Consider the following 25,048-nt stretch of genomic DNA (forward strand, 5'->3'; position numbering starts at 1 on the left):
CCCCAGTTTCTTCAAAGCCAAAAAATCGATGCGTTGAAGATTCGACTAAGTGGCTGAAAACTGAGCTGACCGAGTGTCCGCTTGCGACTCCCTTCGTCTATGTTTCCTGTTCCTCACTGGACTAAAAAAATGGGGCTGTTAATCAATTAATTATTTGCCCTGTTCAGGCTGCCCAGCGTAGTCCGGCGACGCTCAGCAGGATCATGCAGATCCAGACAAGTTTCCAGAACGATACCGCATCACCCATCCAATACATTCCAACGACGGCTGTGCCGGCAGCGCCGATGCCGGTCCAGACCGCATAGGCGGTTCCTACAGGCAGTACCCGCAAAGCCATCGTCAACAGGCTCAAACTGCCGGCCAATACTACGACCGTGCCGACCAGCAGCCAGGGCCTTTCAAGGCCATTGGCAGATTTCAAGCCGACCGCAAAGAAGATCTCCAGGAATCCGGCAACGATCAGTAGTAACCACGATGCGTTGTAAGTCATTCGATGAAACCTGTGTGGGCAAAAAAAAAGCGAGCCGGTCAAGGCTCGCCAAAGGGAGGTAAAAGGTCAGTTGGCCAACAGTTTGCCGCTGAACAGGCTGATCAGGGTTTTCACCAACAACACGGTCAGTGCCACGGTGAGAAACAGCAGAATTACAGCAGCGATTACCATCAGCACGGTGTTGTCCTGGGCATGTGCATATTTCAGCGCGGCATTGCTCAGGGCCGCGATGGGAAAGCTGATTGCCCACCACGAAGGGGCAAAGGGCACATCGCGACGGAACACTTTGAAGCCGAGCACCACGAACAGAAACAGACCGAAGTAGAACAATACGCTGGCAAACCTGTCGATCTCGCCGAACACGTTGGTGTACGCCAGGAAACCGACTTCAAAGGGGGCAATAAGGACCATCAGCGAAGGCACCATGCCTTTGGCCAGCGTTGTCTCATGCACCAGCCGCGAAAAGATCCGGGTGAAGAAAACCAGCGCCAGCACCGCACCCACGGCGAGGGCAAACAGGTTGAACTCAGCAACCCAGGCCATGGGCATATGCGCACCGGTTACCGCGATATCGAGGGTGGCAACACCCGGAATCAACCAGGCAGGTACGGCATTCAACGAATCCTGATTGCCCGACAACAGACGGAAAACCACGAGGCCTGCGAGCAACACCGTCAGTGCGCTGCCCAGTATCCAGAGAGCCCGTCCGAGCAATTCGTTGTGGGGCGCGGCGACTGCCGAAAGCAGCAACAATGCAATGGTGACGGTGCCGAAAAAGTTGCTGGCGATCGGATGGTTGAACTCGGCCTTTACCGCCTCTGGATGTTTCACCCATTTGCCCAGGTAACCCAAGGTCAGCAGCACGAATACCAGGCCGGCCAGGGCGCCAATCGCTTCACCCAACACTCCGCCGACACCGTAATACTGACCGCTCAAGCGCCAAGCCAGTCCCAGACCGGCCAGGCCCATGACCGAGCCGAACAGATTGATAGGCAGGTTTTTGATGGACGTATTGCTGGTTTGCACCGATTGAGCGGCAGCGACCGTGGGGGTATATGCAGTGTTCATGGCAGTCTCCCGTTTGACTGAATTTGCTGTTGGGGCTATTTTCAGCCAAACAGACATTGGCTGAAATAGTCATTAAGCGACGTATTCAGCCAATGATTCGACGAGGACAGACATCATGCGCATAACCCTCCTGGCCTTCCCCCGCGTGCAACTGCTGGACGTTGTCGGACCTGCCGATGTCTTCGCCGAAGCAGCCAGACAACTGGGCAACCCACGCGCCTATCGGGTTGAAGTGATCGGCACCGGCAAAGGGATGATCAAAAGCTCTAGCGGTTTGAAGCTTGCCATCGACGACACCTTTGAAACGTATAAAGGCAAGATTGACACCTTGCTTGTCGCTGGCAGTCCACACATCGATGAAATTGCCCTGGACCCTGCATTGCAGGAATGGCTGCGCCGGCAGGCGAAATCCGTACGTCGTATCGGCTCCGTCTGTAGCGGTGCCTTTTTGCTGGCCGCCGCCGGGCTGCTTGACGGACGCCGTGTCACCACTCACTGGAACTCCAGCGCAAAGCTGGCCAGGGAACACCCGCAAACCCATGTCGACCCGGACAGCATCTTTATCAAGGATGGCAACATCTACACCTCGGCAGGGGTCACGGCGGGCATGGACCTGGCTTTGGCGCTGGTCGAAGAAGACCACGGCAGAGAACTGGCGCTCAGCGTTGCCCGTGAAATGGTGATGTTCTTCAAGCGGCCCGGCGGACAATCGCAGTTCAGCGCGCAATTGGCAGCACAAACCGCCGAACGCAGCGTGATCCGAGACGTGCAGGATTATGTTGTGGAACACCTGAAGGCCGACTTGAGCGTACCCATCCTGGCCGCCCGCGCCGGTATGAGCGAGCGCAACTTCGCCCGTACCTTCAAGGCCGAAGCCGGTTCAACCCCGGCCGAATTTGTCGAACTGGCGCGCATCGATGCGGCCAGACGGTTAATCGAAGACTCGGACGTATCACTCAAGCGCTTGGCCGATACAGTAGGTTATGCCAATACGGACGGGTTCAGGAGGGCATTCATGCGGCGTCTCGGGGTTGGTCCCAGTGATTATCGAAAGCGTTTTTCATCGGTGTAATGTAGAGGGGCCTCATCGCTAAACGTTGCCGCCACATCATGGGCAACCCGAAGCGTGAATTCCAGGATGGCGGCATTGAGGGCGGGTAGGGCGAGATTTGGGTTGATTTTGAAACGCAGGCATCGCTCTGGGTGCTCCGGCCTGAAGGTTCGCTGTTTTGGTAATTCACATCACTCAATGCTCATGGGCATGCGAATGGATGGAAAGGGCACCAGGGACCTTGGTGCGTTCGAGCCCCCCACGTTCCAGCCACCGAAGGGTCTGCTCATAGGCACGCTGCAGCAAAGACTCGGTCTGGTCAAAGTTGAAAACCGAGACATCCACCGGGCACAAGGGCGGGACGATGTGCAGACTGGTGACAGTGCGGAAGTGTTCGATGTCGCTCACCAGCTGGCGCATGCTCATCAGATTGACGGTGTGCAGGGCCAAGGCGACCAGTCCTCGGGGAGGTTGCGTCAGGTCGCAACTCACTCCGGTGGGGATTACCACGACGTTGGTGGCTCCCAAGGCTACGGCAGTCGAAATAGGTGTATTGCTTGCCACGCCGCCATCAACCAGAAACTGATCGGCGATTTGTACGCAGGGGAACACCAGCGGAATGGCAGCGCTGGCCAGTAACGCCTGCTCGAGTTCGCCACTGGACAGAACCGTCTCGGCACCACTGAGCAGGTTGGTGGTGACGATGTACAGGGGCAGCACCGCATCCTCAATGCGGTGAATGGGCAGTGCCTGACCCAGCAGCCGATTCAAGGCCGACGGCTGCAACAGATAGCCACGCCGTTTGATCAATCCTCTACAGGTATCGAACCAAGAGAGGGGGAAGATGTCAGTTTTACTCAGCCCGCGCCAGAATCCGGCGAGCGCCTGGACGCCATCGGAATCGGGTCTTGCGGCAAAGTAGGCACCGTTGATAGCGCCTACCGAAGCACCAATCACCATGTCAAACCGAACATTGGCTTCGACCAGGGCCCGCAACATTCCCACCTGCACCGCCCCCAAACTGCCACCGCCAGCGAATACGATTGCGGTTTTGGTCGTCATGGCGGAAGTCTCTGTGCGGAAATGTATCGAATGAGTGTAGCTGGCGGGGCGGCATGACTTCCGGCAGCCCGCCATATGCATTCAGTGTGCGACCTATGAAGCGGCGCTCGCCTCATTGGTAGAATTCAAATAGCAGGCCATCTCCCGTTCGACAACGTCGATCTCATTTAGCCCCCAGTTTGTAAGGGGCGCGGAAAGTTTGCCGGTCGACGCAAAACTCGCCGCCAGCAGACGGGTCATCAGCGTCTTTGCCAAGTCCAGTTGCTCCTGAAGCTCCTGAACCGCGCGATCAGCCTTGTCCAGGCGCTGTCGCAGGGCATCGCGCCCGGCAGTGATCTGTCCGACACTGGCCATCGTTTCATGTGGGTCGACCATCAATGCCGCTTTTTCTTCCAAAGATTTATCACTCATCAATGTGCTCGTTCGCTCAGGTTCAAGGTCAGGCACGCGCAGGCCTTGCCTCAGTGATATCGGCACGAGAGTTTATTCCTATAGTTTTCTATCGCACTGCTGCACAAGGTGCCGACCAACGGCAGCGGAACCCATCAGTACCCCCGGCCCGAAACGCCCGCTGAACGATTTAGCCTATCTGTTGCGTTGGTGGGTTGAATCCACAACCCATAGCTGACGGTCGGCTTGGCTCAGATTCAGATTGAGCAAGCCGGTCTCTCGAATCAACACTTCGTAAAAAACGAACAATTCGCAATGTATAAACGATTTTTACTGATACTACATGCCCGTTAGCATGATCTCTTCCAGCCCATTTACTTCATGCGGAGACAGTCATGCAGAAGGCCATCCAATGCCGCGGTTTCGAGATTACTTCAGCAAGCGCCTGGCCTACCGCTTAAGTCACTGCGCCGCCCGCATTGGGGCGGGTGATCGTGCGGCGCTATATGAGTATCGGCCAACCTTGGATAGTTAAATGACCACCATTAGCGTCGGCCAATCTTGGATGTGGGCCGCCTTTATCGGGTTCGTCCTCGCCATGCTGGCGCTGGATCTTTTCGTTTTCGGCGGGCGCAAGGCGCATCGTGTTTCGGTACGCGAAGCGCTGGCCTGGGTCATCGCCTGGACCAGTTTGGCGTTGGTCTTCTCCGTCCTGCTCTGGTGGTATCTGCGCAGCATGTTCGGCGCCGAAGTGGCCCAGCGTACAACGCTCGAATTCCTGACGGGCTACCTGATCGAGCAGTCGCTGTCGATCGACAACATGTTCGTTTTCGTGATGATCTTCGGCTATTTCGCCGTGCCGCCAGAGTTGCAGCGCCGCGTCCTGCTCTATGGCGTGCTCGGCGCCATCATCATGCGCGCCGGTATGATTTTCGCCGGTGTCTGGCTGGTGCAGGAGTTTGCCTGGCTGCTCTATGTCTTTGGCGCTTTCCTCCTCATCACCGGCTTCAAGATGCTGATCTTCGCCAACCAGCAGCCAGAGCTCGAAAAGAACCCTTTGCTGCGCTGGCTACGTAGCCATCTTCGCATCACCGACGGTTTTCACGGTGAGCGCTTCTTCGTGCGCCAGAACGGCCTGCGCTGGGCGACGCCGCTGTTCCCGGTGCTGGTGCTGATCGAGGCCAGCGACCTGGTGTTCGCGGTCGACAGCATCCCGGCTATCTTCGCCGTCACCACCGACCCCTTCATCGTGTTCACCTCCAATATCTTCGCCATCATGGGCATGCGCGCACTGTATTTTCTGCTTGCCGACATGGCCTACCGTTTCCACTTGCTCAAATATGGTCTGGCCATCGTACTGGTGTTCATCGGCGGCAAGATGCTGGTCGCGCCGTGGTGGCACATGCCGATCCAATGGTCGCTGACCACAGTCGGCGGCATCATCTTGATTTCGGTACTGTTGAGCCTGACTTTGACGAAGAGCAAAACACGGGTTACGGGAGAACAATGATGAATTTGAGACAAGAACGGGCGATGGCGGCACCGACGCTAGCTGAGCGCGACAGTGATGGTCGACTGATCGGCGCAGTCATCGACCGGTTGAATCCACAACCCAAAGCAGACGGTGGCGACAGGCAAAAGTCGGCCAATAGTGGCTTACCTGAAAATCAAGCTTTCAACAAAGCATCCGCGATTGTTCCTGAAAAAGTCGTCTCTACCGGCCCGGTGAGAAAAACTGATCCCACGCCATCCCATTGAACCGTTACAACTCCGCCGTCACATTCAACCTCAACGCAATTGTCTAACAAGCCACGACGAATTCCGTTAACCGCGGCGCCACAAGAGCAGGAGCCTGAACCCAGCGGGATACCACCCCCGCGCTCCCAAATTCGCAACCGGATGTGCTTTCGGTCAATGATCTGGACGAAATGCACGTTCGTCCTGAGGGGAAACAAGGGGTTGGTTTCAACTCCCGGTCCAATCGTTGCAATCTCAACGGCTGCCAAGTCATCCACAAAATAGGTGCAGTGCGGATTTCCCATGCTGCAAGCTGTTGGGTGACCGGCAAGTGGCATCACTAAAGTGTCCATTTCCAAAGCCAGAGGAACATCCGACCAACCCAAAAGTGGCTTTCCCATGTTTACAGAAATGGCGCCGGTTGAAGTTCGTTCGCAAGTCAGCAGGCCACGGTTGGTTCGCAGTGCTGCCGAAGTCATATTGGATTCACGCATCAGCATATCAGCGGCCCCGCGCGTTGCGCTGCCACAAGCGTCCAGCGTTGAGCCATCTGCATTCCAGAATATCAAACGCGCATCTGCATCATCGCAATCAAACACCACCGCGAGTTGGTTGAAGCCGATTCCTCGGTTCCGATCTCCCATTAGACGAGCCATATTGCTGGTGATTGGATTCGGTGATTTTCGCGAGTCGACGATAACGAAATCATCGCCATTGGCGTGCATTTTATGAAAGCTGAGCGGCATAAATAGACCTGGCAGCAAGACATGTGATGAGTTGACGTTTTAAAGCGATCTATCCCTATTCGCATGACTTTTGCAAGCTACGTGAAAACTCATGAGGCGAATGTGTTTGGCAGACTGGACACATCGTTGTGTTTGATTCGTCACCGGCAGCTTTTGGCCGAATCAGGTCAGTTTCGACAGGCGAAGACTGACCCGATGCAGGGAGTCTCTTTCACTTTTCGAGACTCTCGGTATGGCTGACAGCTACCTGCCGCCCGCGCTCCAGGTTGACGCCGGCCAGGATCAGCAGGCCGACAACGAAATAGCTGCCGGTAATCAGCATCGCCAGGCGGTGATCGCCTCCGGACAGCCAACTGGTCAAGCCGTAAGTCATGGGGCCGAGGATTGCCGACAGTTTGACGGCCAGCCCCCAGAGGCCGAAGAACTCTGCCAGCCGCGTCGGCGGCGCGAGCAGACCGACTATCGCACGCCCGGCCGATTGGCTGGCGCCCATGCACAGACCGGCGAGGTTGGCCGCCAGCCAGAACAGCCCGGGGCCGCGCGCGACCCAGACCAGACCGACCATGCCGAGCCAGCCCAGCAGGGTCAGCGCCAGCGTGGTGCGATGGCCGAGGCGATCCTGCAGCCAACCGAACAGCACGGCACCGATGGAGGCCGTGATATTCACCACGAAGATCAGCAGCAGCGTGTCCTGGGTACTGAAGCCCATGACCTGATTGGCATAGATGGCAGCCAGGGTGATCACCGCCGAGATACCGGCCTGGTAGCAGACGGTGCAGGCAAGGAAGCGCAGCAGGTCACGATAGCGGTCGGCTTCGCGCAGCGTCTGCGCGAAGCGCGCCAGCGCCGCTTGCGGGATAGGCCTGTCGCTGCTCCCTGTCTGCGGCAGGCTGCGTTCACGCAAGAACAGGAAGGTCGGTACGCTGGCCAACGCGAACAAGACCGCAGTGATCAGCATGCACACCGGCACGAACTGCGCCGCCGTCTGGCCTTGCGCCTGGGCCCAGCTGACGAAGGCCAGGCAGGCACCCAGGCTGACCAGGCCGCCTATATAGCCAAACCCCCAGCCCCAGCCGGACACCTTGCCCAAGGCTTCCGCACGGGCGAGCTGGGGCAGGAAGGCGGCAATCAGGTTCTCGCCGCTGCCGAAGCAGTAGTTGGATAGCACGATGAACAGAATCGCAACGCCGAGCTCCCCCGGCCCGGCCAACGCCAGTCCAGCGGTAAAGGCGACGCAACCGATCGTGCTGAACAGCAGCAGGCGTTTCTTGCAGGCGAACGCGTCGGCGTAGGCACCGATCAGCGGAGCGGTCAGGATGATCAAGGCGTAAGAGAGGGATATGGCGCTGGTCCAGGCCAGCGTACCCCAGGCTTCGCCCTTGGCGACCACGGCGACGAAGTAGGCGTTGAACACGGCGGTGATCACCACGGTCGTGTAGCCGGAGTTGGCGAAATCTAACATCGCCCAGGCCCAGATTTCTCGGCGTGTCACTCCGGGGGCAAGGCTGGCTGGCATGGCAGATCTCTCTGCAGGGGCTGCGTTCTTCAGAAGCCTAGCCCCGGCTCACCCATCCTGCGAGCGCTGCAGCTGATGATGGCATTCCCAGTCGCCTCCGTAGGCGCATAATGGCAGTTGGCAAGGATCTACACACACAGAGTGTTCTGTCATGAGGGGCTGCCGATGCCTCGCCCGCCTCCAGAAACCCGTGCCGTTCCCCGTTGCGACGGGGACGCGGAAAAATTGCTCGAAATTGTCCGGCGTACCGTGGTCGAGCTGCGCCCGCAAGCGGCAGAAGGTTTGCAAGTCACCTTGCACAGCGTGCTGGATCGGGATCTGGGCGTAGACAGCCTGACTCGAGTCGAGCTCTGGTCACGTATCGAGCACGAATTCGGTGTGCGCTTACCAGAAAACCTGTTCGCCTCGGCAGACACCCCCACCGACATACTGCGCGTGCTGCACAGCAGGCATGGCGACGAGGCCGTACATCCGTTGTCCTCCAGCAATTCCAGCGAGACCCTGATAGCAACGGGGCAGACGCCAGACGCCGCGCGGACCTTGATCGAGGTACTGGACTGGCATGTGCGCCAGCAGCCGCAGCATCTCCACGTGCGCCTGCTAGGTGAAAGTGACCAGCAGGAAGATATCAGCTATGGCGCCTTGCACCAGGGGGCCTTGGCCGTTGCCGCAGGGCTGCAACGCAGTGGCTTGCACGCCGGTCAGACCGTGGCCCTGATGCTGCCCACAGGCCGCGACTTTCTCCAGGGCTTTTTCGGCATCCTGCTGGCCGGTGGTGTGCCGGTGCCCATCTACCCACCGCTGCGCCTGTCGCAGATAGAGGATCATCTGCGTCGCCAGGCCGGCATTCTGCGCAACGCCGAGGCCAAAGTGCTGATTACCGTGACGCAAGCGAAGCTGCTCGCCCGGTTGCTCCAGCCGCAGGTCCCGAGCCTGACGCGCATTGCCAGCGTGGCCGAGCTTACAGGCGAGGGGGGCGAGTGTGTCACACCGCCGCGGAAACCGGATGACATCGCCTTCCTGCAGTACACCTCGGGCAGTACTGGCCAGCCCAAGGGTGTGATGGTCAGCCACGCCAATCTGCTGGCCAATCTGCGCGCCATGGGGAGGGCTCTGAAGGTGGGGCCGCAAGACGTGTTCGTCAGCTGGCTGCCCATGTACCACGACATGGGATTGATCGGTGCCTGGCTGGGCAGCCTGTACTACGGCTACAGCCTGATGCTGATGTCGCCGCTGGCTTTCCTGGCACGGCCGGCGCGTTGGCTATGGGCCATCGACCGCTTCCGCGGCACGTTGTCGGCGGCGCCCAACTTTGCCTACGAACTGTGCCTGAACAAACTTGCTGACGGCGACCTCGAGGGCCTGGACCTGAGCAGTTGGCGCCTGGCCTTCAACGGTGCCGAACCGGTCAGCCCGCAGACCTTGCAGCGCTTCGCCGAACGCTTCGCTCGCTACGGCTTGGCGCCCACTGCGCTGGCGCCCGTCTATGGGTTGGCCGAGGCCACACTGGGCGTGGCCTTTCCTCCCCTGGACCGAGGACCGCTGATCGACCGGGTACAGCGCGACGCGTTCCAGGCCCGCGGCAATGCACTGCCCGTCGAAGCGGATGCCAGCGCAACGCTGCGCTTCGTCTCCAGCGGTCGACCACTGCCGGGCCATCAGATTCGTATCGTCGATGGCAGTGGAATCGAACTGCCCGAACGCAGCGAAGGGCACCTGCAATTTCGCGGGCCGTCTACCTCGGCAGGCTACTACCGCAACCCCGAAGAGACCCGCCGGGTGCTGCGCGATGGCTGGTTCGACTCGCTCGACTTCGCCTACATGGCCGGCGGCGAGGTCTACCTGACCGGCCGCGCCAAGGACTTGATCATCCGTGCCGGGCGCAACATCTACCCCTACGATGTCGAAGCAGCGGTCGGCAATCTGCCCGGGCTGCGCAAAGGCTGCATCGCGGTGTTCGGCAGTCCGGAGCCGGCCACCGGCACCGAGCGCCTGGTGGTGTTGGCGGAAAGCTACGAGAAGGACGCTGCTGCGCGGCAACAGCTGCAGCAGGAGGTCAACCGTATCGTGTTCGACCTCACCGGTGTGGCGCCCGACGATATCGTTCTGGCGCCACCGCATAGCGTACTGAAAACCTCCAGCGGAAAGCTTCGCCGTGCTGCCAGTCGTGAACTGTATGAGCGCGGCGAAGTGGGGCGGCCGCACCTGGCCGTTTGGCGCCAGCTGCTGCGCCTGGTATTGCAGGCCTTGCGCGGGCATTTCGGTCGCAGCTGGCAGACCTGCCGCGCCGCGTTGTATGCCACTTACATCTGGCTGCTGTTCTGGCTGGTCACACCGCTGACCTGGCTGGTCGTTGCGATCCTGCCGCGCCAGCGTTGGTGTCGCAGCTTTACCCGTACGGCCTCCCGGCTGTTTCTGCGCCTGGCGGGTGTTCCGTTCAGTGTCACGGGACTCGAGCGCCTGCCTTCCTCCTCGGTGAGCGTGCTGGCCGCAAACCATGCCAGCTACCTCGATGGTGTCATTCTCAGCGCGGCCCTGCCGCCACAGTTCAGCTTCGTTGCCAAGCGCGAATTGGCTGGCCAGTGGATCGCCGGCCGGTTCCTGCGCAAGCTCGGCGCCCGCTTTGTCGAACGCTTCGACCTGCAGCGCAGCGCCGCAGACACCGAGCCCCTGGCCGAGGCGCTGCAGGCTGGCCAGCCCCTGGTGTTCTTTCCCGAGGGAACCTTCACCCGCGAGCCAGGATTGCGAACGTTCCATATGGGCGCCTTCGTGCTAGCTGCGCGTGCCGGCGTGCCGCTGCTGCCGGTCGCAATTTGCGGCACGCGCAAGGTGCTGCGCGACGGTCAGTGGTACCCGCGCCACGGTGCAATCCACGTCAACGTCTGTCCTCCGCTGTTGGCAGACGGGCCGGACTGGATGGAGGCAATCAAGCTGCGGGATGCGACGATAGCGATGCTGCTAGAGCACCTGGATGAATCGGAACGAGCCCAGCGCCCAGGTTAGGCGACTACTTTGTTTGCTGCCGCCATTCGTCCACATCGAGCATTTCGGCTTGATCTGGTGCGGCATGGTGAAGTCGACCTACGAGGTTAGTACATGATCTCACGTCAGTTTGAAGCGCAAGCTATCTCCTTATGGTGGGTGTCATTCGGGTATCCTTTAATTGAATAACTGAGGTATCGACTTTCTTGAGTGGGCCGGGGAGGGCTGGGTTCTCCAGGACGATGGACTGCAGTCGAAGAGCCGGCTGAACCAGCGGGAGAAGGCGCTCAGTTCGGAAAAACCCAGCACACCAGCAATCTCGCTCAAGGGATGATGGGGGTTGGCCAGGTAACGCGTCGCCAGTTCCCTGCGTACCTGATCCAGTAGCGAAGAAAACGTCTCACCCTCCCGCGTCAGCTGCCGATGCAGCGTCCGTCTGTCACGTCCCAACTGGGCCGCCACTTGCTCCACTGAGCAGCGTCCAGTGGGCAGCAGCGTCCAGATCATCTGTTGCACTTGTGCCAGCAGGGCTTCCCTGGAATCCTCGCGAATGCTTTTCAGATACTGATTCACGTAGCGGGCCATTTCCGGGTCGGCACTGGGCAGGGCTCTGTCGAGATCGCTGCTGCGGCAGATAATGCCGTCCATCAAACAGTTGAACTGTACCGCGGTACCGAACACACGCTGATGTCGGCTATCGTCCAGCGCAGCGCAGTGTCGGAAGCAGACTGCTGAAGGATGCCAGTGGTTGCCCAGCAAGGTCTTCAGCAGTCGGTGGGTAACCGCTACCGCCAACTCTACAGACTGGCGCACAAACAAGTGGCTGACCGTCACCAGCTCAAGTCGTAATACCGCGATGCCGCCGCTTTCTTCGATATCCAGCACTAAACCCTGATTATGCAGACAGAGAAATTCCTGCAACGCCTTTAAGGCTGAGCGAAGGGTTGGTTCACGCCACAACAGCGCCAGGGGCCCGAGATTGGAGACTTTGCGACTTTCTGCCATGCGCAGGCCGAAATCTTCCACGCCGGCCTCACGCGCCGAACTGTTCAGCAACCGCGCCACCGCTTCGATGGAAATTTTCAGGTCCGGCTGCAGCAAGCAGCACGGATCAAGACCAACAAGACGCAATTGCTGCATGGGCTCGACGTTCAATGAGCGAGCAATTTCCGCGTAGTTGGTGAGACTGGCACTTCGAACAAGACCTTTCATTGAGGATTTACCCCTGCGTTGCATGTGTCCCGAGATGTCATGCCTGTGCCCCCTGGAGTCAATACAGGTGGCATTGGAATGCTTAGAGTTGATAGCAACCACTCAACCTTGAGGAACTGCAGATGAATGAAGACCAGACCCAAACCGGCACCCCTACCTGCGATGCCATGCGTGATGCCGGCAACTGGAATCCTGCCTGGGACTCCCTGGCCGAGCTGGACGCCGAGTGGGTGGAAAAGTTTCTCGGCATGGCCACACACCCAATCCGCAAGGGGATTCTGGACCCCAAGACCTTCGAATTGATCGCCATCGCCGTCGATGCCTCCTGCACCCATATGTATGCCCCGGGCGTGCGTCGCCACATCCGCAAGGCACTGGAGCTGGGCGTCACCGTCGAGGAAATCCTGGCGGTGCTGCAGCTGACCTCGATACTGGGCATTCACAGCATGGCGCTCGGCGCTCCGATCCTCGTTGAGGAAGCAAAAAGACTGGTCGACGACGGGCCGATACAAGGCACCTTCTGAATTCATCACGACACCTTTCGCTCTGATGCGAAGGCCGGATTGGCCTTCGCCTATCCACGCTTTACAGCCCCCAATGCAGCAACAGCAGCACCAGTGCAACCAGAAACACCGTTTCCCCCACCATCAGCAGAATCGGTTTGATGCCGATCGTGGCGAGTTCCTTGAGCTGAGTCTTCATGCCCAAGGCGCTGATGGAGATCACCAGGCACCAGCGCGACAGCTCGTTGACGAAGCCTTGCACCGCCGGTGCGATCCAGCCGGTGCTGTTGATACAGGCCAGGGCCAGAAAACCGACGGCGAACATGGGAAGAAGCGGAGGGCGCTTGCCAGTGGCGTCCGCGCCCTGCGCACGAGTGATCAGCGTGGCGCAGAGGATGACCGGCAGAAGCATGGCCACGCGCATCAACTTGACCACGGTGGCGGTGTCGCCAGTCTCGGTGGACATGCTGTAACCGGCACCCACCACTTGGGCGACATCATGGATGGTCGCGCCCAGAAACACGCCGGCGTCCTGCGGCGACAAGGCAAGCCCGTTCGCGATCATCGGGTAGACGATCATCGCCACAGTGGACAGCGCCGACACGCCGATCACGGTGAACAGGGTAGCGCGCTCCTTTTGCGGATGGTTGGGCAGGGCGGCAGCCAGGGCCAGTGCCGCTGAGGCACCGCAGATAGCCGTGGCACCACCGGTGAGCATGCCGAAGATGCGTTTGAAGCCCAAGACCTTGGCCGCCACCACCGAAACCGCAATGGTCGCGACCACCACGATCACCACCAATGCCACGGGCTTCCAGCCCAGCGTCGCAATCTGCTCCAGCGTAATGCGCATCCCCAGCAGGGCTACACCGAGGCGCAGGACAGTGCGCGCGGTGAACTCGATACCGGCCTTGCACTTGCCATCACCGGCCAGAAAATTCATCACAATACCGAGCAGCAACGCGAATAACATCACCGGTGCGCCATAGTGCTCGGAGAGGAAAGTCGCCGCTATGGCAACGATTACGCTGACGAAAAAACCTGGCGCAAGGTCGAGTGCACGGGTGTGAATATTGACGAGAGCGACTGGGCTCATTGAGTGATGTCCTCGCAGGCGATGCCATGGGTGGGCAGGTGCCAGTGCGGCACATGATTTACTCTAAGGAGATGGTCGCTGGAAAACTTCTCATTTGATGCCAACGACCTTTCAATTGATGCCAAATTCCCGCTGTCACCCGCGTTACCGGGCGATAGGTGGCGAATGGGGGGGGGGGCAAACTCGGTGAGGGCGGCCGCCTCAACCCGGTATCCGCTGGAGGCGAATTCGCCCACGGGATTGCCGGGTTGAGCAGGGCGCTACGGACTTGGCGTAGAGTCGTTCAACTGACCAGGGTCGTTTCAGTCGAACAGCCCGCAGTCGCGAGTACGCGCAAGTCCCTACGCAATATCTTGCCCACTGTGGACTTGGGCAGCGCCGTCAGGAACCGCACCTGTCGGGGCACTTTGTAGGCCGCAAGGTGCGCGCGGCAGTGCTCGATCAGCATGGCTTCATCGAGCGCGGCATTCGCGGCCTTGACGACATACAGGTAGACGGATTCACCACTGCGCTCATCCGGCATACCGATAACGGCGCATTCGCTGACACCTGTGCAATTGGCAACAACTACCTCCACCTCGTTGGGGTAAACGTTGAAGCCCGAGACAATGATCAAATCCTTTTTGCGATCGACGATCTTGAGTAAACCGTCCGCGGCAAAAATGCCGATGTCGCCGGTGCGAAAGTAACCATCGGCGGTAAACGCCTTGGCATTGGCAGAGGGTTTTTGCCAGTAACCGGACATTATCTGGGGACCCTTGGCGCAAATTTCTCCTGCCTCGCCGAGCGTGGCAGGTTGATCATCGTCCTTGAGCAACACGATGTCGGTCGAAGGCAAAGGCAAACCCACTGCCGCCGAGAAATTGCTCTGCCCCATGACGTTCAGACACAAAATGGCCGACGTCTCGGAGAGGCCGTAGCCTTCGAGGATTTCCTGACCGGTGATGTTCTTCCACTGCGTCGAGGTTGCGGGCAGTACCGCTGCACCGCCGCCAATGGCCAGTCGCAGGCGCGAGAAATCCACTTCACCAATGCGCGGGTGGCGGACCAGCGCGCCATACAGTGTATTGACCCCCGTCAACAGCGTTGGTCGGGCTCTGATCAGCGTGTCGACCAGATCATCGCTATTGCGTGCATCGGGGATCAGCCAGTTCTCGGCCCCAGCCGAAAAGCAGATCAGCAGATTGATCGTCAGAGCGAAAACGTGGAACAGCGGTAGCGCCGTGACCACCACGTTGTCACCGTCCGTGTCGAACATATCAGGCAGAAAAGCGCGCGCCTGCATGATGTTGGCGACCAGATTGCGGTGAGACAGGGCGGCACCTTTTGAGGGACCCGTTGTACCACCGGTGTACTGCAGAAAGAGCAAGTCGTCGCCGGTCAGCTCGACCGGTTTGAACTGCATCGTGCCGCCCTCGCGCAGGGCATCGACGAAACGCGTCAACGGAAATCCCGGCGATGACTTGATATCGGTCTCACTAGTCGCCACTAGCCCGTCCAGGGTGTCGCCAGGGTGTACCACGATGACTTTTCTGATTGTTGTGCTGACCAGTATCGACTCCAGCGTAGGGAGGGCACTGGCGATGATGACAATGGTCTGGACCCCGGCGTCATTGAGCTGGTGCAAGAGCTCCTGCGGGGTGTACATCGGGTTGACATTAACCTGGGCTGCACCGGCCCGGAGGATGCCGAACATGGCGACAGGAAATGCCGGAATATTGGGCAACATGACTGCGATACGATCCCCGCGTTGCACGCCGAGGTGCTGCAGGTAGGCGGCAAATGCGCATGACTGCTTGTCTACATCGGCATAACTGAGTGAACGATTGAAGCAGCGGAATGCTGTATGGCTGGCATAACGCTGCATTGCCGCTTCTGCCATGGCGACGACCGTAGGACAGGCGTCGGGGTTGATATCGGTGGGTACGCGGGCGTCGTAACTCTGTTGCCAATGACGAGGAGGAGTGAAGGGTGTGGTCATGATCAACCTGCTATTGAAGTTATAGGTGGCTGGTGATGGGGGTGGGCAGAGTGATACGAATGCGGTCCTCGACGACCTCTACCGGATAGGCACGCACGTTCATGCCACCACCGCGCATGCAGCCATTGGCAAGGTCGAAGCTCAGCCCATGGGCGGGGCATCGCACGAAGCGACCGTCGAGTTTGCCGAACAACAGCGAGGCGCCGTTGTGGGGGCAACTGTCGTCGATGGCGTAAATCTGACCATCGATGTTGAACAACGCGATATCGACGCCATCGGATTGCACGCGAGCGCGTTTCCCTGTGCCCAGATCAACAGAGCCGGGCACATCCAGGGTATGCGTCATGATTTTGCCTCCAGATTTTGGCAGGGCTTGGTCGGCGACTTGCGCTTGTTATGCCGCCGGATCAGGAACAAGGTTGAGGGCATATGCGCTGAAGATCAGAGCAATAGTTGCGAACACCCACCATCAGCACCAACGCGGCAGCAACGCCCGCCAATGGCAGCAGTTGCAGGGCCGACGCTAGGCCAATGCGATCGGCGAGCAAGCCAGTGACGAAGGGACCGGGGGCCATGCCCAATAGATTGTTTGCAATGGCCAGTGTGGCCATTGCGGTGCTGTGAAGGGCAGGTGGCGTCAGGTCGGCGACCATGGTGCCGGAGGGGCCGACGATGCCACCGCCAACGAACATCGCCAGGCCGATCATGACCAACTGCGCCATGCCTGCAGGCATCTGAAAGGCCACGGTCAACAGCGCGCTGCACAGCAGGCAGTAGCCCATGGTCAGCCTGATCTTGCGCGTTGGTGAGCCGTTGCAAAGCCGGTCGGCGATGGCGCCGCACAATGGCATGCCGACCGCCGTGCAGAGCATGAAGATGGCGGCGACGGCACCGGCGTTCGTCAGCGGCATGTCGTAGACACGATTCAAATAGCTGGGCAACCACGTCAGCAAGGCGCCGATCGTGAACAGCTGTAGGCCGCTGCCGATATAGATGCTCAGCACCGAAGACGTCGAAAACAGGCTGCTGAGCGGAGGATGAGCCCTGGTCAGACTCGAGCCCGCGCTCGGGCGAGGCGATTCGATGCGTCCAGGCCGTACAACCAGCGCGTACACCGCCGTCAGTGCAATGCCATAGATGGCCATGCCAACAAAAGACGCACGCCAGCCAAAATGGGTCGCCAGGACTCCACCCAGGCCAATGCCGAGCACGGAACCCACCATGCTCCCGGCCAGGAAGGCCCCCGTGACCGTGGACCGTTGTTGCGGTGGAAAGATGCTCAGCACCACAGCAAGACCGACGCTGCCATAGGCCGCTTCACCGAGGCCGATGAAGAAGCGCGCCACGAACATTTCCTGATAGTTGGAGGCAAAACCGCACATCAGGGTCGCCAGGCTCCAGACCGCCGCCATGAGAATCAGACTGCGGATGCGTCCCAGGCGATCGGCGACCAACGACAACGGAAAGGCCAGCACACCGACGGCAATGGCGACGACGCTGGAAAGCGCGCCAAGCTCGGAATCGGAGAGGCCCCACTCGGCCTTGAGCTGCGGAAAAACCACCGTCAGCACCTGCCGCGACATGAAGTCAGACAGCAGCAGTCCGAAGGTCAGGGCGAAGACCACCCAGGCGTAGGGCCTTGCGACACGTCGCCAGGTGTCACTGCGTACTTCCATTGGAGCATGCAAAGTCACGGTGTCTTTCCTCTTGTTACGGCCGCGTTCAATTCGCAGCTCTTGAAATGACGTGTAGCGGGGCTTTGCGGGGCGCACGCCGGTACTGCAAGCGTGCGCCTCGCAAGGTTCGACTCAGCCGAATTGGGTGAAGCCTTTCTGACCGGCCTTGCGGTTCGGCGCGAAGCCGTTCTCGGCCAGCGTCTGATCGGCGTCCTTGTAGAACGTGCCGATCTTGTAGATCTCGCGGGCCTCCTTGCCATTGGCCACTTCGCGACCCATTTCCCTGGAAATGCGCACCAGTTGCTCGATCTGCTCGACATTGCTCATCTTGCGATCGCGGCCTTGGGTCCAGAGGTTGTCCTCGGTGCCGCAACGCACATGCATCCCCATGGCAATCGCCATCACGTTCAGCGGCAAGACATTGAGCATGGCGGTTTCCAGGGTCAGTACGGCGCCGTCTGGACAGGCACGCACGAAGTTCGCCAGGTTGTAGAGATTGGGGGCGTCGGAACCACCACCAATCGCCACCCAGGTCAGGACCAACGGAACATTGCAGACGCCGCGGCGCATCATGCGCTCGACCGTTTCGAACGACGGGATGTTGCCGAGCTGGAATTGCGTTTGAATGCCACTGGCCGAGAGTCGCTTGATGTGCTCCTCGACCCATTCCGGGCCGGCCGGAATCGTCATTTCGCGGTAGGCGCGATAGATCTCTGGCGTGGCTATGCTGGTGCCGGCAAGATCGGCTTCGCACATCTGTTCGACGATGTTCATCTGGTTGCTGTTGATGGCAATCGTCACCTGGTCGGGTTTGGGCGAGAGTTCGGCAAGCATGTGGCGGGTGTCATCGGAGAGCCATTTGGCGACGTCGCTATCACCCTCCGGGGCGAAGGAAATCGAGCCACCGACCTGAATGATCATGTCCGGTACCGCTTCACGTACGCCGGCGATCAGTTCATTGAACTTGGACAGTCTCTTGGAGCCTTTGCCATCGAGCTCACGGACATGCAGGTGAAGCACAGTGGCGCCGGCGTTATAGCAATCAACCGCCATCTGCACTTGCTCTGCCATGGTGACAGGGATGTCTTCCGGGAAGTCCGAAGGCATCCACTCCGGAGCGTAGGGAGCAACGGTGATGACGAGCTTTTGTTGATTTTCCGGGTGCAGGGATCCGTCGAGAAAGTTCATGCGTGACTCCAATCTGTTGTTGTTTTTGTGCTTTCAAAAACACTGATGTTGTTTGGTGCATGGCTTTACTTTGAGGTAGCTGGCAGGTGAAAACTTCTCATCACGTGCCAAAAACCTTTCATTTCGTGCCAGGAACAGTGGTGTCATCAATCGCTGCCATATAATCGATTGCAGGCATAGCCGATTGCGGTCGGCCACTAAGAGGAGATGAGATGGGAGCGTTCGTAAGAGCTGCAACGCTCAAGCACTACATGGAGGTGGCGCAGACGCTTGGCCTGAATCCGGACGAAATGCTGCGTGGCGTCGGCCTGACGCCAAACATGCTCAGCGACCCGGAATCCCTACTGCCGCTGGAGGCGGCGCTCAAGCTGCTGGAGAGTTCTGCGGATCATTCATCGTGCCCGACCTTTGGCCTGCGCATGGCAGAAGCCCGGCGCATGTCGGATATCGGAGTCGTCAGTTTGCTGCTCAGTCATCAGCGCACGCTGCGGGATATGTTGCTGACCAGTATCGAGTATCGGCACCTGCTTAATCGGACGCTGGCCATGAACCTGGAAACGGTGGGCAAGATGGTGCTGATCCGGGAGGAGGTCATGGCAGAGGCGGGCGTGCCCAAGCGACAAGCCACCGAATTGGCCATTGGAATTCTGCACCGTACGTGCAAATCGGTCATGGGCAGCCAGTGGAATCCGCAGAGTGTCCATTTCTGCCATGAAGCGCCGGCAAGCCAGCATGAACACACGCGGTTCTTTCGTTGCCGGGTGGTGTTCGACGCCGAGTTCGATGGCATCGTCTGCAGTAAAGAAGACATTGATCAACTCAATCCACAGGCCGACCTGGCGATGGTCGGTTATGCGCGTCAGTTCATGGACTCGATGGAAGGCGCCAATGAACGCTCGGTGATTTTCGATGTGCGCAAGGCAATCTATCTGTTGATGCCGGTCGGACGCGCCACTATCCATCAGGTTGCCTATGCACAAGCGGTCAGCGTGCGAACCCTGCAACGTGAACTTGACGAAGTGGGCCTGACATTTTCCGCGCTGCTCAACGCGGTACGTCGCGAACTGGCTTTACGCTACATGGAAAACAGGAACTATTCGCTGCAGCGTGTGGGCATGATGCTCGGTTATACGGTTCCAACTTCATTCACGCGCTGGTTCTGCGCTGAATTCGGATGTGCGCCACGGGAATGGCGCAACCGCAGCAAACAGGTCGACAGCGATTCTTCTACCTGACCGGTCGATATCCCGCTGTAGGAGCTGGCTTGTCGGGTCGCCGCATCGCAGCGAAGGCGGCCTGACAGCCGACTTATTGTTTGTCGACGGAGTACATATCCATTGCTGCGGTAAAGGCGGCTTAGGGTTTCGCCCTTACGGCGAGTCACTTGGAAAAGCCCCAAGTAACCAAGGGCTCTTGCCCCTTTCGTTCGGTGCCTCGCCAAGGCTCGGCATTCCCTCGCTCCGGTCCTGCTCCGTGGGCCCGCCGCGATCGGCCATCCATGGCCGTACGCGGCTAACCCGGCATCCATGCCGGGTTGCCCACTGCGCAGAACCTCCACTCGGCCTCTCGAGGGGGCAAGAAGATCAAAAGCAAAAGCAAAGCAAAAGCCAACGCGAGGCGGCCGACCGGCCGGCCTCACCGTTTTTTCCGGACCGTCTGTCCGGCGTCCCGAAATGTCAAACCGATGCCCCGACAAGTCAATCCGGATCGAAGCCGGGCTCTTAGAGTGAGTTCCGGGACCAGCGCTTACCCACCCGTAGCACGAGCCCCTATTACCCGTCGTTAGCTGCAGGCAGGAGCACGCCCGCCAGGTCTGACGTCAAGCCACAACAAAAACAATAAAGGTGTATCACCCGATGAAGAGTCGTAACCTCCTGTCTGCGCGACGCCAACTGCTCGCCACGGCTATCCTGGCATCGAGCCTGCCGGCCGCCCACGCTTTCGAGTTGGATACTGGCAGCGAAGACTGGTCCGTCCGTTTCGACAACACCGTCAAGTACAACTATGGCGTGCGTACGGAAAGTGCCGACAAGCGCATTCTGGGCACGCCCAATAGCAACGACGGTGATTACAACTTCCGCAAGGCCGGCACTAACATAACCAACCGTGTCGACCTGTTGTCCGAACTGGATGTGGTCTACCAAAGCAAAATGGGCTTTCGTGTCAGCACCGCCAGTTGGTACGACAAGGCTTATGAAAATACCGGTTCGAACTCCAACCCGTTCGTGAATGGCAACGATGAATTTTCGTCGATCTCCGGGTTTGGCGGACGTCCGGCGGCACCGGCCATTTTCGGCAGCCCGCACCTGAGCAACTATGCCCAGCGTTACTACAGCGGGCCGTCCGGTGAAGTCCTCGATGCCTTCGTGTTCTACAACACCCAGGTTGGCGAAGAGTCCCTGCTGGGTATCAAGGCTGGCCAGCACAACGTGTTCTGGGGCGAGACGGTACTCAGTCCGGTGCATTCGCTGAGCTATGGCCAGGCGTCCCTCGACTTGGCCAAGGCGGCCGCATCGCCCGGCACCGAAGCCAAGGAACTGTTCGTTCCGCGCAACCAGATTTCCACGACCTTTACCCTCAACCCCGAACTGACCTTCGGCGCCCAGTATTTTCTTGATTGGGAAGGCGCGCGCTTGCCCGAGGCCGGGACTTACTACAGTGGGTCCGACGTAGTGGGTTTCGGCGCTCAGTCATTCCTGCTGGGACATACCGGCGGTGCCGGACTGGCGGGGCCGAACGGTACGCTGACTACCGTTCGACGCGGCCACGACTACACCCCGGACAATCAGGGTGACTGGGGCCTGATGCTCAAATGGTCACCCGAGTGGCTGGACGGAACGCTGGGTGCCTACTATCGAAAAACCTCGGACATCCTCCCGCAAGCTGTCCTCGATACGCGAGGCTTGACCAGTGTGGGCGGTGTGGGAGGGCTGCGTAACTCGATCGGTACCACCACCTATGAATTCGCCTATGGCGATGACATCGATATCTACGGTCTGAGCCTGTCCAAGGAAGTGGGCGGTGTCAGCATCGGCAGCGATTTGAACATTCGCCACAACATGCCTCTGGCAAGCATTCCGGCGATTATCAGCGCCGCAGGTCCTGGTGGGTTGCAGGCCGGTCTTGGCTTGCTGCCGGCGCGTAGTCCGGGCACCGGCGTCATCACCGATGTGCCGCGCGACGGTGACAGCCTGGCCGCCACTGGCAACACGCTGCACTGGACCATCAACGGCCTGGTCGCTATCGCTGATACGCCGCTGTTCGATTCGGCCACCCTGTTGGGCGAGCTGTATTACAGCAATCTGTTGAGCCTCGATAGCAAAAACAAGGCGCTCTACAAGGGCGAAGACACTTATCGCGGTATCGACAAACCTACCCGGGACAACTGGGGCATTGCCGTCAACTTCACGCCGACCTGGTACCAGGTGTTTCCCGGTGTGGACCTGAGCGCTCCGCTGTCGGTCAACGTCGGTATCGACGGCGTTTCACCGGTGGTGGCGGGCGGTGCGGAAGATGCCGGCAACTACGCCGTCGGGGTGAGCGCTGCCGTCTACAACAAGTATTACGTAGACCTCAAGTACGTCGACGCCTTCGGGAAAACCACCAACTGCGACGACGGCGCAACCGATGGTTCGACCCCTAACGCCCTTGACGGCACGCAGCGTTACACCTGCTTTGCGGGCGGTCTTGCTTCCGCCTCCGGCTCCGGTGCCACCGAGGATCGGGGTGCCGTTTACCTGACCCTGAAAACCACCTTCTGATTCACCCAGCCTCGCGAAAGCAGGAGAACAATAAGATGAAATTCGCCTATACCCTGATGGCCGCCTCCCTGGCCGCTTCCCTGGCTATGCCCCTTGCCGGGCCTGCCCACGCCGCCGTCGATGCCTCCGAAGCTGCGAAACTGGGGAACCAGTTGACCCAGGTCGGCGCCGAGAAAGCCGGTAATGCCGACGGTACCATCCCTGCGTACCAGGGGGGCTTGACCACCCCGCCGGCCAGCTTCAAGGCGGGTGACAAATTGCGCCCCGATCCGTTCGCTTCTGAAAAGCCACTGCTGGTGATCGACGGCAAGAACGTGGATCAATACAAGGGCCAGTTGACCGCAGTGACCGCCGAGTTGGCCAAGCGTTACCCGAGCTTTCGGATCGAGGTTTTCCCGACCCACCGCACAGCCGCATTGCCTAAAGGCGTGCTGGACAACACGGTGAAAAATGCCACCGCGACGCGCTCCACCGAAGGCGGCAATTCCATCGAAAACGCGCTGCCAGGCATTCCATTCCCGATCCCCAAGACAGGTGCCGAGGCGATCTGGAACCACTTGCTGCGCTATCAGGGCGTCAATATCCAGAGCAAGTACGACAACTGGAACGTCGATTCCGCCGGTGTCGCCAGCCTGGCCACGACCGGCATCGCACAGATCAACTATGCCGCCTATGACGACCTGTCCAAACCGCTCGCCGCCGCGGACACCTATTACCAGATCAAGCTGGCCTTCACCGGTCCCGCCCGTCGTGCCGGTGAAGCTGTGCTGGTGCGCGATGCGGTCAACCCGCTGGAGCAACCTCGCCGTGGCTGGCAATACCTGCCGGGGCAGCGCCGCGTGAAGCTGGCGCCGAGCCTGGCCTACGACACGCCTAACCCGGGCAGCGCTGGCGCCTCGACGTGGGACGACTCCTTCGTCTTCAACGGTGCGCTGGACCGCTTTGACTGGAAGCTGGTGGGTAAGCAGGAAATGATCGTTCCGTACAACACTTACCGTGTGACCTATCAGAACGATTTGAAGCCGATGATGACTCCCAACCATTTGGCTCCCGAGTTCGTTCGCTGGGAAAAACATCGGGTGTGGGTAGTCGAGGCGACCCTCAAGCCGGGCGCTCGGCACATTTACGCCAAGCGCCGCTTCTATCTGGATGAGGACAGTTGGGTCGCACTGGCATCAGACCAATACGATGCGAACGGCCAGCTCTACCGCGGCGTCTACACCTTTCTCAGCCAAAGCTACGACCAACAGGTGCCGGATGCCTCGCCGTACTTGAGCTATGACCTGATCGGTGGCACCTACAGCGCCGTCGGCTTTCCAGGTCCATACGGCGGCATCAAGTACAGCGAGGCGCTGAGCAAGACCCAGTGGTCACCGGAATCGTTGGCCGGTGCCGGCATCCGATAACAGCTCCGTCGCTACTGCCGATTTCTGATCGCGCAGCTTTTGCGCCGGGTTGTACGCGTGTACACACCGGCGCCTTTTTTTCATGAGGGCGCCATATGGGCTCCTGCAACAAGACAAACGCGCTTCTCGCGCTGGGCACGCTGCTGGCGTTGCTGCAGGGCGGCGTGCAGGCATCGACCTATGTCGATGTGCTCGATCTGCCCGCCCAATCCAGTGCATTGGTGCAGCGCAGCCCCTTGCTAGCCATTACCCATGCCGGACAGCGTCTGGTCACGGTGGGGCAGCGCGGGCACATTCTCTATTCCGATGATGCCGGCCTGCGCTGGCAGCAGGCTGCAGTACCGGTCAGCTCCGATCTCACGGCGGTGAGTTTTCCTTCGGCAACCCAAGGCTGGGCGGTCGGCAATGACGGTGTGGTGCTGCACAGCAGCGATGCCGGCGTCACCTGGAGCAAGCAGCTCGATGGCCGGCAGATCGGCGAGTTGATGCTCAAACACTACAGCGCCTTGGCCAATGCCGAGCCGCAGAACGAGCAATGGCCGCTGCTGGCAGCCGAAGGCCGGCGGCTGATCGAGGAGGGCGCCGACAAACCATTGCTCGACGTCTGGTTCGCCAGCGACAAGCTCGGTTATGCGGTCGGGGTATTCAACCTGATCCTGCGTACCGAAGACGGTGGAAAGAACTGGGTCCCGTTCCAGGACCGCACCGACAACCCGCAAGGGTTTCACCTCAATGCGATCACCTCCACAGGCGATGCGCTCTACATCGCCGGCGAACAAGGCCTGCTGCTCAAATGGGATGACGCCCGCCAGCGTTTCATGGCACTGCAGACACCTTATCAAGGCAGCTTTTTCGGTGTGGTCGGCCAGCCTGGCGAAGTCCTCGCCTATGGCCTGCGCGGTCATGTGTTTCGCAGCGCCGATGGCGGGCTCACCTGGACCCGGCTCGACAGTGGCCTGCAAGTCAGCATCACCGCTGCCACGCTGGACGCCGACGGCCATTTCCGGTTGTTCACCCAGGCCGGGCACATGCTCTTGAGCCGAGGGGGCAATGCCCCGCTGCAATTGATACCGCAGGCCCAACAGACACCGGTAGCCGGAGCCGCATTGGCCGCCAATGGTGCGCTGGTGTTGGTCGGTGGCCGGGGTGTGCGTACGCTGCCTGTCGAATAATTAAAAGAATCAGA

Annotated in this window: 20 protein-coding genes; 8 read left to right on the plus strand and 12 right to left on the minus strand. The window is 59.6% G+C overall.

Features of this window, described 5'->3' with window-relative positions:
* Positions 1-163 precede the first annotated feature (163 nt).
* Positions 164-490: a DMT family transporter gene (locus PSJE_RS01700; RefSeq protein WP_090455528.1), complete on the minus strand. Its 327-nt coding sequence runs from the start codon at positions 488-490 to the stop codon at positions 164-166.
* A 66-nt stretch (positions 491-556) separates the two neighbouring features.
* The gene (locus PSJE_RS01705) at positions 557-1,558 is read right to left on the minus strand and encodes an SLAC1 anion channel family protein (RefSeq protein ID WP_090455527.1); all 1,002 of its coding nucleotides are present in this window, start codon (positions 1,556-1,558) and stop codon (positions 557-559) included.
* Between the two features lie 115 nt (positions 1,559-1,673).
* Between PSJE_RS01705 and PSJE_RS01710 the strand changes: the two genes are divergently transcribed.
* Positions 1,674-2,630 carry a GlxA family transcriptional regulator gene (locus PSJE_RS01710; RefSeq protein ID WP_090455525.1) on the plus strand — a complete coding sequence of 319 codons (957 nt, stop codon included), beginning with the start codon at positions 1,674-1,676 and terminating at the stop codon, positions 2,628-2,630.
* A gap of 174 nt (positions 2,631-2,804) precedes the next feature.
* Here the strand turns inward: PSJE_RS01710 and PSJE_RS01715 are convergent, their stop codons facing one another.
* Positions 2,805-3,671, minus strand: a complete 867-nt coding sequence (locus PSJE_RS01715) for a patatin-like phospholipase family protein (protein WP_057714630.1) — start codon at positions 3,669-3,671, stop codon at positions 2,805-2,807.
* Between the two features lie 93 nt (positions 3,672-3,764).
* On the minus strand, positions 3,765-4,082 hold the full coding sequence (locus PSJE_RS01720; RefSeq protein ID WP_090455524.1) for a hypothetical protein: 318 nt from the start codon (positions 4,080-4,082) through the stop codon (positions 3,765-3,767).
* A 514-nt stretch (positions 4,083-4,596) separates the two neighbouring features.
* Here PSJE_RS01720 and PSJE_RS01725 point away from each other — a divergent pair.
* Positions 4,597-5,571 (plus strand): TerC family protein, encoded by a 975-nt coding sequence (locus tag PSJE_RS01725; protein ID WP_090455522.1) that lies wholly within the window; start codon positions 4,597-4,599, stop codon positions 5,569-5,571.
* A gap of 157 nt (positions 5,572-5,728) precedes the next feature.
* Here the strand turns inward: PSJE_RS01725 and dapF are convergent, their stop codons facing one another.
* The gene (gene dapF / locus PSJE_RS01730) at positions 5,729-6,544 is read right to left on the minus strand and encodes a diaminopimelate epimerase (protein WP_090455520.1); all 816 of its coding nucleotides are present in this window, start codon (positions 6,542-6,544) and stop codon (positions 5,729-5,731) included.
* A 211-nt stretch (positions 6,545-6,755) separates the two neighbouring features.
* The gene (locus PSJE_RS01735) at positions 6,756-8,060 is read right to left on the minus strand and encodes an MFS transporter (protein WP_090455519.1); all 1,305 of its coding nucleotides are present in this window, start codon (positions 8,058-8,060) and stop codon (positions 6,756-6,758) included.
* Between the two features lie 165 nt (positions 8,061-8,225).
* On the opposite strand from PSJE_RS01735, the gene PSJE_RS01740 reads away from it, so the two are divergent.
* Positions 8,226-11,063 carry an AMP-binding protein gene (locus PSJE_RS01740; RefSeq protein WP_224795453.1) on the plus strand — a complete coding sequence of 946 codons (2,838 nt, stop codon included), beginning with the start codon at positions 8,226-8,228 and terminating at the stop codon, positions 11,061-11,063.
* Positions 11,064-11,219: 156 nt separating this feature from the next.
* Here PSJE_RS01740 and PSJE_RS01745 read toward each other — a convergent pair whose 3' ends face one another.
* Positions 11,220-12,254, minus strand: coding sequence for an AraC family transcriptional regulator (locus tag PSJE_RS01745; RefSeq protein WP_090455517.1), 1,035 nt, complete (start codon positions 12,252-12,254; stop codon positions 11,220-11,222).
* Between the two features lie 122 nt (positions 12,255-12,376).
* Here PSJE_RS01745 and PSJE_RS01750 point away from each other — a divergent pair, with 122 nt between their 5' ends.
* Positions 12,377-12,778, plus strand: coding sequence for a carboxymuconolactone decarboxylase family protein (locus PSJE_RS01750; protein ID WP_090455516.1), 402 nt, complete (start codon positions 12,377-12,379; stop codon positions 12,776-12,778).
* 61 nt (positions 12,779-12,839) lie between these two features.
* Here the strand turns inward: PSJE_RS01750 and PSJE_RS01755 are convergent, their stop codons facing one another.
* The 5 genes from PSJE_RS01755 to PSJE_RS01775 all read right to left on the minus strand — a co-directional run bounded on the left by PSJE_RS01755 (position 12,840) and on the right by PSJE_RS01775 (position 18,695).
* Positions 12,840-13,850 (minus strand): YeiH family protein, encoded by a 1,011-nt coding sequence (locus PSJE_RS01755; RefSeq protein WP_090455514.1) that lies wholly within the window; start codon positions 13,848-13,850, stop codon positions 12,840-12,842.
* Positions 13,851-14,133: 283 nt separating this feature from the next.
* The gene (locus PSJE_RS01760) at positions 14,134-15,831 is read right to left on the minus strand and encodes an AMP-binding protein (RefSeq protein WP_090455512.1); all 1,698 of its coding nucleotides are present in this window, start codon (positions 15,829-15,831) and stop codon (positions 14,134-14,136) included.
* Between the two features lie 19 nt (positions 15,832-15,850).
* Positions 15,851-16,177 carry a Rieske (2Fe-2S) protein gene (locus PSJE_RS01765; RefSeq protein WP_090455511.1) on the minus strand — a complete coding sequence of 109 codons (327 nt, stop codon included), beginning with the start codon at positions 16,175-16,177 and terminating at the stop codon, positions 15,851-15,853.
* Between the two features lie 61 nt (positions 16,178-16,238).
* A complete protein-coding gene (locus tag PSJE_RS01770; protein WP_090455509.1) occupies positions 16,239-17,507 on the minus strand; it encodes an MFS transporter in 1,269 nt (422 codons plus the stop codon).
* 132 nt (positions 17,508-17,639) lie between these two features.
* Positions 17,640-18,695: a beta-keto acid cleavage family enzyme gene (locus PSJE_RS01775; RefSeq protein WP_090455507.1), complete on the minus strand. Its 1,056-nt coding sequence runs from the start codon at positions 18,693-18,695 to the stop codon at positions 17,640-17,642.
* Positions 18,696-18,907: 212 nt separating this feature from the next.
* Between PSJE_RS01775 and PSJE_RS01780 the strand changes: the two genes are divergently transcribed.
* From PSJE_RS01780 to PSJE_RS01795, 4 genes are all read left to right on the plus strand, one after another.
* Entirely contained in the window at positions 18,908-19,930 is a 1,023-nt protein-coding gene (locus PSJE_RS01780; protein ID WP_090455505.1) for an AraC family transcriptional regulator, read from the plus strand.
* A gap of 621 nt (positions 19,931-20,551) precedes the next feature.
* On the plus strand, positions 20,552-22,456 hold the full coding sequence (locus PSJE_RS01785; protein WP_090455503.1) for a DUF1302 domain-containing protein: 1,905 nt from the start codon (positions 20,552-20,554) through the stop codon (positions 22,454-22,456).
* A gap of 35 nt (positions 22,457-22,491) precedes the next feature.
* Complete coding sequence (locus PSJE_RS01790; RefSeq protein ID WP_090455501.1) at positions 22,492-23,862, plus strand: DUF1329 domain-containing protein; 1,371 nt, start codon at positions 22,492-22,494, stop codon at positions 23,860-23,862.
* 95 nt (positions 23,863-23,957) lie between these two features.
* Positions 23,958-25,034 (plus strand): WD40/YVTN/BNR-like repeat-containing protein, encoded by a 1,077-nt coding sequence (locus PSJE_RS01795; protein WP_090455499.1) that lies wholly within the window; start codon positions 23,958-23,960, stop codon positions 25,032-25,034.
* Positions 25,035-25,048: the final 14 nt, after the last annotated feature.

Source organism: Pseudomonas jessenii, from assembly GCF_002236115.1.
Taxonomy (GTDB): domain Bacteria; phylum Pseudomonadota; class Gammaproteobacteria; order Pseudomonadales; family Pseudomonadaceae; genus Aquipseudomonas; species Aquipseudomonas jessenii.